General features: G+C 52.8%; 9 protein-coding genes. All 9 read left to right on the forward strand.

Annotated features, from left to right (window positions below):
• Window positions 1–21: 21 nt before the first annotated feature.
• The 9 genes from iolC (at window position 22) to ABV298_RS04395 (ending at window position 12,967) form a co-directional block, all read left to right on the forward strand.
• Entirely contained in the window at window positions 22–1,029 is a 1,008-nt protein-coding gene (gene iolC, locus ABV298_RS04355) for a 5-dehydro-2-deoxygluconokinase (RefSeq protein ID WP_353720964.1), read from the forward strand.
• 15 nt (window positions 1,030–1,044) lie between these two features.
• Window positions 1,045–2,511 (forward strand): CoA-acylating methylmalonate-semialdehyde dehydrogenase, encoded by a 1,467-nt coding sequence (locus tag ABV298_RS04360; protein WP_353720965.1) that lies wholly within the window; start codon window positions 1,045–1,047, stop codon window positions 2,509–2,511.
• Window positions 2,512–2,589: 78 nt separating this feature from the next.
• A complete protein-coding gene (gene iolG, locus ABV298_RS04365) occupies window positions 2,590–3,627 on the forward strand; it encodes an inositol 2-dehydrogenase (protein ID WP_353720966.1) in 1,038 nt (345 codons plus the stop codon).
• A gap of 302 nt (window positions 3,628–3,929) precedes the next feature.
• Entirely contained in the window at window positions 3,930–5,540 is a 1,611-nt protein-coding gene (locus ABV298_RS04370) for a sodium/solute symporter (protein WP_353720967.1), read from the forward strand.
• Window positions 5,541–5,658: 118 nt separating this feature from the next.
• Window positions 5,659–6,579, forward strand: coding sequence for a ketose-bisphosphate aldolase (locus ABV298_RS04375; RefSeq protein ID WP_353720968.1), 921 nt, complete (start codon window positions 5,659–5,661; stop codon window positions 6,577–6,579).
• Between the two features lie 60 nt (window positions 6,580–6,639).
• Window positions 6,640–8,505 (forward strand): 3D-(3,5/4)-trihydroxycyclohexane-1,2-dione acylhydrolase (decyclizing), encoded by a 1,866-nt coding sequence (iolD, locus tag ABV298_RS04380; RefSeq protein WP_353720969.1) that lies wholly within the window; start codon window positions 6,640–6,642, stop codon window positions 8,503–8,505.
• Between the two features lie 90 nt (window positions 8,506–8,595).
• A complete protein-coding gene (gene iolE / locus ABV298_RS04385; protein ID WP_353720970.1) occupies window positions 8,596–9,498 on the forward strand; it encodes a myo-inosose-2 dehydratase in 903 nt (300 codons plus the stop codon).
• A 313-nt stretch (window positions 9,499–9,811) separates the two neighbouring features.
• A complete protein-coding gene (locus tag ABV298_RS04390) occupies window positions 9,812–11,257 on the forward strand; it encodes a S41 family peptidase (protein ID WP_353720971.1) in 1,446 nt (481 codons plus the stop codon).
• A gap of 159 nt (window positions 11,258–11,416) precedes the next feature.
• Window positions 11,417–12,967, forward strand: a complete 1,551-nt coding sequence (locus ABV298_RS04395) for a SprB repeat-containing protein (RefSeq protein WP_353720972.1) — start codon at window positions 11,417–11,419, stop codon at window positions 12,965–12,967.
• Window positions 12,968–12,991: the final 24 nt, after the last annotated feature.

The raw sequence follows: 12,991 nt of genomic DNA on the forward strand, positions 1-12,991 counted from the left end.
GACAGCCGAAGTACTAAATCGATGTCCAAATACGACCTTCTTACCCTTGGCCGCTCGTCCATTGACCTCTATTCGGCCAACGTGGGTAGCCCTTTTGAAAAAATCGAGGCATTCAATGCATTTGTGGGCGGCTGCCCGCTCAACATCGCGACCGGAAGCAGACGTCTGGGCCTGGAAACGGCCATTCTGACCGGGATCGGCAATGATCAGGTCGGGAATTTTATCAAACATTTCCTGGACAACGAGGGCATTGTTACCGAATGGGTGCCGACCATCGAAGGCACCCGCAGCTCGGCAGTCGTGCTGGGCATCGAGCCTCCCGACCGCTTTCCGCTGGTGTATTATCGTGAAAACTGCGCGGATATCAACCTGAACATCGATCACGTATCCGCGATACCGTTCCACGAGTTCAAGGCAGCCGCATTCTCGGGTACGGCATTCAGCAAGGACCCCAGCCGGACGGCGATGTTTTACGCCCTCGAATTGGCAAAAAAGAATGGGGTTACCCGGCTTCTGGACATCGATTTCCGTGCCGACCAGTGGTTTGATCCACGGGCATTCGGAATTACGATCCGGGCGGCGTTAGGCAGCTTCAATATCGTGGTCGGAACGGAGGAGGAAATCCTGGCCACATTCCTGACCGATAAGGAACAGCTTTTGATCAAACACCAGCAGATATCCGCTCCGGAAATCCGGGGGAATATCGGGAATGCCATCAACGAAATTCTTGCTTCCGGCGTGGAAACACTGGTTGTGAAACGCGGCAAGGACGGCGCGTCGATTTTTCAACCGGGAAAAGAAGAGGTGAAAGTGCCCGGTTTCCCGGTGGAAGTCCTGAATGTGCTGGGGGCGGGCGACGCGTTTTGTGCGGGCTTCTCATTCGGGCTGCTGCGCGGCTGGGATTTATATAAAAGTGTAAGGATGGGCAATGCATGCGGGGCGATTATCGTCACTCGCGAGGGTTGCGCCAATTTCATGCCCACCTACGACGAGGTGACGGCATTCGTTAAAGGATACGGAGGATTATAGATTTTTTAAAATACAATGGAAAAATTACAGAATTACATCAACGGCCGCTGGGTCGACAGCCATTCCGGTCATTTTGCGGATGTGCTGAACCCGGCTACCCAGGAAGTGCTGGCGCAAGTGCCGTACGGCAATGCGCAGGACGTGGCCGATGCCGCCGCGGCTGCCCATGAAGGATTTCAGGAATGGAGAAGTACGCCGGTTTCGAAGCGCGTGCAATATTTGTTTAAACTGAAAACACTCCTCGAAGACAACGCCGACGACATTGCCAGAACGATTACGCTCGAATCGGGCAAGACGTTCGCCGAAGCGAAGGCTGAAATGGTGCGCGCGATCGAGAACGTGGAAAACGCCTGCGGAATGCCTACCCTGATCCAGGGCGAATTCTCCGAAGATATTGCCAAAGGCATCGACGAATATATGATCCGCCAGCCGCTGGGCGTTTGCGCGTGCATCGCGCCGTTCAACTTCCCGGGCATGATCACATTCTGGTTCCTCCCCTATGCCCTGGCATGTGGCAACAGCTACATTATCAAGCCTTCGGAAAAGGTGCCCCTAACCATGACCAAAATCGTTGGTCTTATGGAGCAGCTCGACCTTCCGAAAGGCGTTTTGAATCTCGTGCAAGGTGCGCGTGAAACGGTAGACGCGATTCTCGAACATCCGGTAATCAAGGGGATCAGCTTTGTGGGCTCTTCCAATGTGGCGCGCTATGTGTACGCCAAAGGTTCGGCCAACGGCAAACGCGTACAGGCACAGGGCGGCGCCAAAAACCCGGTAATCGTGCTGCCCGACGCGGACATCGAAATGACTTCGCAAATCGTAATCGACAGCGTTTATGGATGTGCCGGCCAGCGATGCCTGGCCGCATCGACGATCATCACGGTCGGCGAGCACAAGGACATCACCGAAAGTCTGGTTGAATCCGCCAAAAACCGCAAAACCGGCTTCGGGCTGGATTCGGACGTGCTGATGGGGCCTGTGATAACCTCCGAGAGCAAAAACCGCGTGCATAGCCTGATTGACAAAGGCTTGCATGAAGGCGGCCGCTTACTCGTGGACGGTCGCAATGCGAGAATCGAAGGCTACGAAAACGGTAACTTCATTGCCCCAACCATTATAGAAGACATTCCCCTGGATGGAGAGCTCGCAGCGACCGAAATTTTCGGGCCGGTATTAAGTTTGGTACATATTAATACCATCGATGAAGCCATCCGCTTTATCAACTCCGGAAAATATGGGAATATGGCGTGCATTTTCACAAGCAGCGGCCTGAATGCCCGCCGCTTCCGCCATGAAGCCGAGGCCGGCAATATCGGCATCAACATCGGCGTGGCGGCGCCGGTGGCCCAGTTCCCGTTCTCGGGCTGGAAAGACAGTTTCTACGGCGACCTGCACGGCCAGGGCAAGCACGCGGTCGAGTTCTTCACCCAAACCAAGGTGGTAATCGAACGCTGGCTGAAAGAGTGGAACAGAAAATTCTAAAATCCAAATCTCCAATCAATTGCCGCCAAATTAAGTCGACGGCAAAAAATGAATGCAACTCGCTCGCAATTTCCGAAGATGACAAAAAAACTTAAAACCGGTGTGATCGGACTGGGCCGCATTGGCCAGATTCACCTTAGCAACCTTGTACACCACATGCCCGACGCGGAAGTGATTATCGCTTCCGATCTGTCGCCTGCCGCGCATGCATTCGCTCAAAATCTGGGTGTTGCCCAGGTAACCACCGATGCCTACGACGTGATCAACCACCCCGATGTGGAGGCGGTGATTATCTGTTCCCCGACGCCTTTTCACGTGCCATACACTGTGGCGGCGGCCCAAAAAGGGAAACATGTTTTTTGCGAAAAACCCCTGGATGTGACTTTGGAGGCGATCCAGGCAGCTGAAAAGGCGGTTTCCGACAACAATGTGAAGCTTATGCTTGGCTTCAACCGCCGCTTCGACGCCAACTTCAATAATGTAAGGCACCTCGTGGCGAACGGCAAGATAGGGGAACCTCACATTCTCCGCATAACCAGCCGCGACCCGGCGCCTCCGCCGGTAGAATACCTCAAAGTGTCGGGAGGGATTTTCCTCGACATGTCCATCCACGATTTCGACATGGCGCGTTACATTGTCGGTAGCGAGGTGAAAGAGGTGTTCGTAAAAGGCGATGCGCTTATTCATCCGGAGATTAAGGAATTCGGCGATATCGATACGGCTGTAATCGTTTTAACTTTCGAAAACGGCGCCATCGGTGTTATCGACAACAGCCGGAAGGCCGTGTACGGTTATGACCAGCGCCTGGAAATATTCGGGTCGAACGGTATGGCGAAAGCGGAAAACAATACCACCGACACCCTTATCCATTTCGACAGCAACGGCGGCCACAGTTCGCTTCCGCTGCACTTCTTTCTCGAAAGGTATGAAACCGCGTACCGCGTTTGCCTCAAGACGTTCATCGATTGCGTGCTGAAAGACACCCCTTCACCCGTTGACGCGCACGACGGCCTGATGGCAACCGCTATCGGCATCGCAGCCATGAAGTCGCTGACCGAAGGACGGAGCGTGAAATTGGACGAGGTGCTGCATTATGCGGCGGCGGTTCAGGAATAGTCAAGAGTAGTCGGGATGGTCACATTTAGTCAGGGATTGTTGTCTTTTGCTGCGGTTTTGGAGGTTCGGAAAAGTTGAGAAAAGGATTGAAGTGTCTTTCATTCTCAAAAATTGAATAAGTTTGGTCCCTGCGAAGCGCCATGCATAATAAACCTGACTATAATTATCATAAAACAGCCCCGGCAAACCCGCAATCCCTGACTAAATATGACCATACCTGACAACACCTGACAACCCCCAATCAATACCCGACCCGCATTACCGATTCTTGTCCGTTTTAACCAACTAACCCTTTCATAAGAATGTCCGCTACCGGTCTGCAATCGCTGGATTACATAGTATTTTTCATCTATCTGATAGGCGTTTCCGCTTATGGTTACTGGATTTACAAAAAGAAACGTTCGAAAGAGGTTAGCTCAACCGACTACTTTCTCGCGGAGGGCTCGCTGACATTCTGGGCAATTGGTGCTTCCATTATCGCCTCGAATATTTCCGCCGAGCATTTCATCGGCATGTCGGGATCGGGATTTGCCATTGGCCTCGCTATTTCTTCCTATGAGTGGATGGCCGCGGCTTCGCTCATTGTCGTGGCGTTGTTTATCCTGCCTGTCTATCTCAAAAACAAGATTTACACCATGCCGCAATTTTTGCGGGAAAGGTATAATCCCACCGTCGCGACTATTATGGCGGTTTTCTGGCTTCTGTTGTATGTGTTTGTCAACCTTACCTCGATCCTGTACCTGGGAGCGCTCGCACTGGAAGTGACGGCCGGGCTGGACTTTCAATACGCGATTGTGGGCCTTGGCCTTTTTGCCATTGTAATAACCATCGGTGGAATGAAGGTGATCGGGTATACCGATGTGGTACAGGTGGTTGTACTTGTCCTGGGCGGTTTGGCTACGACCTATCTTGCCCTGGATCTTGTTTCGCAGCATTTCAACAAGCCGGGCCTTTTTAATGCGCTGGCGTTACTACGCGAACAGGCCGATTCGCATTTCCACATGATCCTGCCGAAGGACAACCCGTTTTACAAAGATCTTCCCGGACTTACGGTCATCGTCGGCGCGATGTGGATCAACAACCTGGCCTACTTTGGTTGCAACCAGTACATTATCCAGCGAAGCCTCGGGGCCAGTTTGCCAACTGCACGAAAGGGCATTCTGTTTGCCGCATTTCTCAAATTACTGATTCCGATCATCGTCGTGATTCCGGGCATCGCCGCATTCGTGCTATATCAAAACGGCATGTTCCAGCAGGAAATGCTCGACGGCAATGTCGTGAAACCGGACCACGCCTACCCGGTTTTGCTGAACCTCCTTCCCGCAGGATTGAAAGGGATGGCTTTTGCAGCGCTCACCGCCGCCATCGTAGCGTCGCTGGCCGGTAAAGCCAACAGTATATCAACGATTTTTACACTAGACATTTACAAACAGTACATCGCCCCGCATGCCACCGAACGCCAGCTTGTCCGAGTGGGCCGCTATACGATCTACGTCGCGATGGGCATCGGCATCGTCATCGCACCGCAACTGAGGGTGCTCGATCAGGCCTACCAGTTCATTCAGGAATACAGCAGTTTTATCACGCCGGGCGTATTTGCCATTTTTATACTCGGTATGTTCTGGAAACGGACCACATCCGCCGCTGCATTGACCGCCGCGCTGTTGACGATACCGTTGTCGACAGCAGGGAAATTTCTCGCGCCGGAAATCCCGTTTCTCGACCGTATGGGCTACATTTTTCTGATACTCTGTGCTGTAATCGCGGCGATTTCGCTTGCCGACCCTAAGAGCAAAAACAATCCGAAAGGTCTGGATATAGAGGCGTCGATGTTCCGGCCGGGTAAGAGCTTCGTAATCGGATCGGTGCTGATATGTGGCGTGCTGGCGGCATTGTATACGATTTTTTGGTAGCTGTCGGCTGTCAATCAACATTCGATATTTCCGGTTCCTAAACAAGGTAAATTTTTATATATCTCGCGAGAAACTAACATACAACGCTCGACAGCCGACTGCCGAAAGCCATTTACCCATGCTCTTAACAACGAAACAGCTCTTCCTTAAATGCTATGGCCGGTACGCCGTTCCGGCCGTGAATGTGTTTTTCATGGAGGAAATCCACGGGCTTTTCGCCGCCGCACAGGAAGCCGATGCACCGTTTATCGTGCAGACGACGCCTTTCGCACGCGACTATGCACACGCGGAAATGCTCCTCTCCATGATCGGCGCGGCCGCGCGCATCTACCCGCGCGTGGTGTACGCCGTCCACATGGACCATGGTTATGAAGAACACATTTTCGACGCGATCGATAAAGGCGGCTATACATCGGTAATGATCGACGCGTCGCATGATGATTTCGAAACAAATGTGGCCCGTACCAGGGCCGTTGTGGCCGCTGCGCATGCCAAGGGCATTAGTGTGGAAGCGGAACTGGGCGTGCTCGCAGGCGTAGAAGACGACCTGACCGTGGATGCCGCGCATTCGTTTTACACCAATCCCCGGCAGGTGGAGGACTTTGTGAATGCCACGGATTGCGACAGTCTGGCCATTGCCGTTGGAACCAGCCACGGAGCATACAAATTTTCCGGCGGCCAGGGACTCCAATTCCACATTCTCGAGGAAATCCGGCGCCGTTTACCCGGCTTCCCGCTGGTTCTGCACGGCGGCTCCAATGTGGCTCCGGAAGTTATCGAACGCATCAACGCTGCGGGCGGACGGCTCAAAACGGATGCCAAAGGTGTGCAGGAAGATGAAGTAAGAAAGGCCATACCGCTGGGTATCTGCAAGATCAACATCGCTACCGACACCCGCCTGCTCTGGACAATGGTGAACCGCGAATTTTTCCGCGACCGGCCCGACGAATTCGCTCCCACTACCCCAGGGAAGATTTTTATGGAAGAATACAAAAAAGTTTATGTTAAAAAAGTTCGAATTGTTTGGCTGCTCCGGTAAAGCGGGCGATTTCGCCACTATTACCGGCTGAACCGTTTCGAACAGTAAATATTCAAAGACATGACAAGACGACTCACTGTGGCGCAGGCCACCATCATGTTCCTTAAAAACCAGTATATCGAGCGCGACGGTGTCGAAGAACCGTATTTCGGAGGTTGCTTCGGTATTTTCGGGCATGGCAATGTAGCGGGACTGGGCCAGGCATTGCAGGAGAACCCCGATTTCCGGTATTACCAGTGCCGGAACGAGCAGTCGATGGTGCACACGGCGGTGGCTTATGCAAAGGTAAAAAACCGGCTGGGCGCGTTTGTTTGCACGACGTCGATCGGGCCGGGTGCGACCAATATGATCACCGGCGCCGCCCTCGCGACGATCAATCGATTGCCTGTGCTGCTGCTTCCCGGCGATATTTTCGCAACACGGGAGCCTAACCCGGTTCTGCAACAACTGGAAAGCGCCGCGTCGCAGGATGTTTCGGTAAACGACTGTTTTAAGCCTGTTTCGAAATACTGGGACCGCATTAACCGGCCGGAGCAACTCATTTACTCGCTGCCCGAGGTTATGCGCGTGCTTACCTCGCAGGCCGAAATGGGCGCTGTAACGCTGTCTATGCCGCAGGATGTGCAAACTCACGCTTACGATTTCCCGGAATCATTGTTCCAAAAAAGGGTATGGCACGTGGGTCGCCCCCGCCCGGACCTGGTTACGCTCCGGAAAGCTGCCGAATGGATCAGGTCCGCGGAGAAACCGGTAATTGTAGCCGGTGGCGGAGCCATTTACAGTGGCGCCACGGGTGTTTTGCACGATTTTGCTACGAAAACCGGCATTCCGGTGGGCGAAACTTTTGCGGGAAAGGGGGCGGTCAGGTTCGACGCTCCGTACAGTATCGGCGGGCTTGGCGCAACCGGTACCAAATATGCCATTGACGTAGCGAACCAGGCTGATCTGGTAATTGGCATCGGAACCCGGTACAGCGATTTTACAACCGCTTCCAAATCGATATTCAAAAACGACGGCGTCCGTTTTATCAACATCAATATCAGCGAATTCGACGCGTTCAAGCACGCCGCATTGCCGGTGATCGGCGACGCGAAGGCCGCATTGGAAGAGCTGGCCGCATTGCTGGGCAACTACGAAGTAGCAGCCGGTTACCGCGAGCACATTGCCGACATTAACAAGGCGTGGGATGACGAAGTAACGCAAATCTATGCCGAAGGAAACGGCACCGTCCCTCCTATCGATCAGGCTGTTGTGATTGGTACGTTAAACAGCTTCATGGACGACCGCGATGTGATGATCAACGCTTCGGGCAGCGCCCCCGGCGACCTGCATAAACTCTGGCGTGCCACCGATCCTAAAAACTTCCACCTCGAATATGGCTATTCGTGCATGGGTTACGAGATCGCCGCCGGCCTTGGCGCAAAAATGGCCGACCCTTCACGTGAAGTGTATGTGCTCTGCGGCGACGGCGGGTATCTGATGAACAACCATGAGATCGTAACGGCTATTCAGGAGGGTGTCCGGTTCACCATCTTACTTTTGAACAACAACGGCTATGCAAGCATCGGCGGATTGTCGGAAAGCATCGGCAGTGAGCGTTTTGGAACAATGTATAAATACCGCGATACCGCGACCGGCCAGCTTACCGGCAACTTTTTGCCTGTGGACCTTGCCGCGAACGCCGAAAGCCTCGGAGCGAACGTTATCCGGGCCACCGACAGGCAATCACTCGAAAATGCGTTGGAGCAAGCCAAAACCGCCGACCGTACGACGGTGATTTACATCGAAACGAGCCTTTACCGCACGGTAAAGGGTTACCACGCCTGGTGGGAAGTGCCCGTGGCGGAAGTGTCGACATCACCGACCGTTCAAAAAGCATTTGAAACCTACCGCGAGAACAAGAAAACGCAAAGAATATTTTTATAGCGAAGAGAGGAGGAAAGAAGGGAAGAGCTATTACTTTCCTCCCCTTCTTCCCTCCTCCCTTTCCTCCTTCCACCCTTTTCCTACAAAAAAATGAATTTCGAAAACATCAGACTGGGCGTTGCGCCTATTAACTGGACCAACGACGACATGCCGGAGCTCGGCGGCGAGAATACTTTTGAGCAATGCGTAAGCGAAATGGCGCTGGCCGGATTTACGGGTTGTGAAGTGGGTAATAAATTCCCCCGCGATACCAACGTGCTGAAAAAAGCGTTGGAACTCCGCGGTTTGCAGATCTGCAATCAATGGAACAGCTATGAACTAACGACCAAATCACTCGCCGAAAATCGTAAGAATTTTACTCAACTGCTCGATTTTCTCGAAACAATGGGCGCCAAGGTGATTGGCGGAGGCGAGACAGGAAACAGTTGCCAGGGCAAAATGGACGTACCGGTATTCGAGGGCAAAGGTATGCTGAATACCCGGGACGACTGGAACAACTTCACAAACGGTCTCGACGAGCTCGGCAAGATTGCCCGCGACCGCGGCATGAAGCTGGCTTTCCATCACCATATGGGCACCTGCATTCAAACCGTAGCGGAAACCGACCGGCTTCTGAACGAGACCAACCCCGATTATGTATTCCTGAACTACGACTGCGGCCATTTCCATTTCGCCGGCGAGGACCCGGTAGCCGCATTGAAAAAATACATCGGCCGCACGGCGCATATCCATTTGAAGGACGTGCGCCCGAATGTGTTGCAACGCGTACACGATGAGCGCCTGAGCTTCCTCACCGCAGTCAAAAACGGCGTTTTCACCGTTCCCGGCGATCCCGAAGGCTGTATCGATTTCCCCTCGTTGTTCTCGATCATCAAAGAAAGCGACTACGCCGGCTGGATCGTCCTCGAAGCCGAGCAAGACCCGGCCAAAGCGAACCCGCTGGAATATGCCATTATCGCCCGGAACTTTTTCAGGAAGTTGACAGGCATTTAACCAAAAACTCAACCATTCTTCCCTGCTACATTAGCAGCGCACATACAACGGCTTCGGGCGAGCCTCCTGAGAACCGGGAGCATTTCCCGGGGCCGTTTGTCGTTTTGCCCGATATTTCCACAGCCCCCATTCGCTTTATGTTGCGCTTCTAAAAGATACCGGCATCGCGGAATCAATCTACATTTTTTGGCCAGGTATTGCACCCGGCGCCACATTTCTTCTTTACCCGACGTAACAGCAGTATATAAAGACAATTCCTGTCGCGATACGGCCTATGACATATCAGTTTACTCATTACTTTAAACTGAACACTATGCTGAATTTCAAACGATTACATTTCCTATATGTCCTGATTTTCACGTTGGCAGGTTGCAGGGACAAAGATGTCGATCCGGCCATAGGAACGATCGATTCCACGACTGCCGTGGATTACCCCGCTATCAACAGCTGGCTCTACGATGTCATGGACGATGCCTATTTCTGGTATAAAAACCTGCCTTCCAAAAGCAGCCTGGACGATACCGCCGATCCGCACAATTACTTCGAAAAACTGGTTTACCAGCGCAGTACAGTGGATCGTTTTTCCGCGGTTACGAATGATATCGACGCCCTGGAAGCCGAGTTCAATGGTGTCAGCAAGATATTCGGGATCAGCTATTCATTATCGTACATCGACAACGGAAAATCGAATATCGCAGCTTTTCTGAATTACGTGGTCAAAGGGAGCCCGGCAGAAGCGGCTGGCCTGAAACGGGGCGATATTCTCATGAAAGTCAACGGTACCCAACTGACGTCGGTCAACTATACTTCCCTGCTCGGCAGCAAGGAGACCGTCACCTTCACGCTGGGGCAGGTCTCGGGTTCCTCCATCGTGGCTGGCAGCCAGACGGTCACCATTACAAAAGCACAGGTAAGCGAAGATCCGGTCCTGTTCTCGACCATTATTTCCAAACCAGCCTATGGCAAGATTATCGGCTACCTCGTTTATACCCAATTTGTTCCCGGAACGGAGACAGATCAATCCAAATATGACAACGAGCTACGGCAGGTTTTTGCGGACTTTAAAAGTAAGGGCGTTAACGAGTTCGTGCTCGATCTCCGCTTCAATCCCGGCGGCTACATCAGTTCGGCCGAAACCCTCGCTTCGCTGATCGGAAAGGGAGTTTCGAGCTCCAGAATTTTCTATAAGGAGCAATGGAATGACAAATACACTGCCTACTGGCAGAAAACAAAGGGCGCCAATGCATTGAATTACACTTTCCTCGATGAGGCCGGCAATATCGGAAACAGCCTCGGCCGCGTGTTCGTGCTGACCTCCAACGGCACCGCGTCGGCGAGCGAATTGGTAATCAACGGATTAAGACCTTACATGAACGTCGTCACGATCGGTGAGCATACGGCCGGTAAAAATCTCTTCGGATGGCTTGTCAGCGACGACCAGAAGCGGTGGAAGTGGGGCGCATACATTATGCTCGGACAAACGGCCAATGCCAATGGCGAATCGGATTACGGCACTGTCGACGGAATGACGCCCGATTACCTGGTAGAAGACTCCGTGGTCCCTTACCTGCCCTTTGGCGACGAAAACGAAACGCTGCTCCGGAAAGCCCTGGACGTCATGGGAGTCCCGGCTCCTGGCGGGCAGCGCCTGGCGGCTGCGAAGAACGTGGATACTTTCCGCAAAATGCTTCATGACGATCTGAGAACGAAAGAAAATCTCATGATCCGCCCGGGCAGCATCCGGGCAATTCCTCAGTAAACTCTCACATACATATTGTTGTCGGATCGGGCCTGCATTGCGGGCCTTTTCCATTTTGGGACCATTGCATCAAAAAAAGTGGTGTCCGCCCTTTTATTAATGTGTATTTCCGTAATTTTGGCTCCCTATTTTACTCACGTCCGGTACGCAGGCTTTGATATGAAGTGGAGCGCTTTACATATTCTTTTGTTTTTCTTCTCCTTTCTGTCTTTTGCACAGGCGCAGTCCGGCAAACATACCTATCGTTTTTACAAGGATTTCAAGATTGCGCAACCGGAATGCGGCCCTGACCTCGCGCTTGCGCAGGCGCCCGGCTCATGCGCCGGGGGAACTATCCCCGGGTTGTTTGTCGACGATGTGCTGCCTTGTGGCGTAAAAAGGTTCGTTTACCAAAATAATCCCAACTGGGGTTTTCTCTATCCGAATTCCGAAGGCCTCGTTACGGGAACTTACACCATTCAGCTTTACCTGAAAGTGACCAACTGGAGCGGTTCCAGGACCCGCATCATCGATTTTTCCAATGGGAGCCTCGACGACGGTATTTATTTCACCAAGCGCGGCGCCGCGGCCGACCGTTGTCTCGATGTTTATCCCAATGGCATTGCCGGCGATTGCCCGTTTTTTAATACCTCCGCTTACTACCTGCTCACCATTACCCGCGATGGCGCGACAGATAAAATGGAAGTATACGTCGATAACACGCTTTTTACCTCCTTCACCGATTCCGGCAAGAATTATGTAGGCAAAACCGGCGTACCCATTTACATTTTCCGCGACGACAAAGCAAAGACTTGTGAATCGGGCGAGGCACGCTTTGCCTACCTGGCATTCCACGACAAGTATTTTTCCAAAACGGATGTAGAAAAATCATCGTCGGATATCTGTTTTGAAGCCAATATCAACCCCTATGCCGATTTTTCAATCTCGCCAAATCCAACCTGCGAGTTTCCCGAAAATATCGAAGTAAAATATACCGGGCCGATTCCCGCACCAGGCACCGGCTACGATTTTAAATGGGATTGGGACGGTGCAAAAGTAATTTCGGGTTCGGGAATGGGGCCGTACGTACTAAGCTGGGATACCGGCGGCACCAAATATGTGACGCTCACCGTCGCGAGCCAGGCATGCGGCAACCCGCTGGTAAACCGCAAACAGGCTATTATCAGCAAACTGGCCCTCACCACCGCGGTAACCGCCGGCAGTTGCGAAACAGGCACCAATGGCACCATTACACTGACGGGCAGCGAAGGTCTTGCCCCGTATCGATATTCGCTGGACTCCGTCAACTTTCAGAGTTCCAATATTTTTACAAAGCCGGCAGGGAACTACCGCGCGTTCGTCAGGGATGGAAATGATTGTGTTGTGGCCAAAAACGTAAGCGTACAGTTTGCGAGCGACATCGAGCTTCGCGCTATGGCAGACACCACCGTGTGCGAGGGGCAATCGGTGCAACTGCTCGCGGAAAGCAACGGGCAATCGTTCATGTGGTTGCCGCAAACCGGGCTCGACGACGCCGGTGCCCGCGAGCCGGTTGCCACACCCGGGGCCACCACACAATACATCGTTACCGCAACCAAAGGCTTCTGCACGGCAACCGACACCGTGCTCGTGAATGTCGCGCCGAAAATCGAAGTGACGGTAACCCCCGACGCGGTGATCGAATACAATGTACCTTTTTTGCTCACGGCTACTTCCCCCCCAGATCACTGACTACTCCCGTACAGCATTTCTCTG

The organism is Dyadobacter sp. 676, assembly GCF_040448675.1.
In the GTDB taxonomy this organism is placed as follows: Bacteria; Bacteroidota; Bacteroidia; order Cytophagales; family Spirosomataceae; genus Dyadobacter.

Excerpts from the sequence above, each read along its gene's own strand:
- ABV298_RS04390 (WP_353720971.1), top strand. The coding sequence starts at position 9,812 with ATGCTGAATTTCAAACGATTACATTTCCTATATGTCCTGATTTTCACG.
- iolC (WP_353720964.1), top strand. The coding sequence starts at position 22 with ATGTCCAAATACGACCTTCTTACCCTTGGCCGCTCGTCCATTGACCTC.
- ABV298_RS04360 (WP_353720965.1), top strand. The coding sequence starts at position 1,045 with ATGGAAAAATTACAGAATTACATCAACGGCCGCTGGGTCGACAGCCAT.
- ABV298_RS04370 (WP_353720967.1), top strand. The coding sequence starts at position 3,930 with ATGTCCGCTACCGGTCTGCAATCGCTGGATTACATAGTATTTTTCATC.
- ABV298_RS04395 (WP_353720972.1), top strand. The coding sequence starts at position 11,417 with ATGAAGTGGAGCGCTTTACATATTCTTTTGTTTTTCTTCTCCTTTCTG.
- ABV298_RS04375 (WP_353720968.1), top strand. The coding sequence starts at position 5,659 with ATGCTCTTAACAACGAAACAGCTCTTCCTTAAATGCTATGGCCGGTAC.
- iolE (WP_353720970.1), top strand. The coding sequence starts at position 8,596 with ATGAATTTCGAAAACATCAGACTGGGCGTTGCGCCTATTAACTGGACC.
- iolG (WP_353720966.1), top strand. The coding sequence starts at position 2,590 with ATGACAAAAAAACTTAAAACCGGTGTGATCGGACTGGGCCGCATTGGC.
- iolD (WP_353720969.1), top strand. The coding sequence starts at position 6,640 with ATGACAAGACGACTCACTGTGGCGCAGGCCACCATCATGTTCCTTAAA.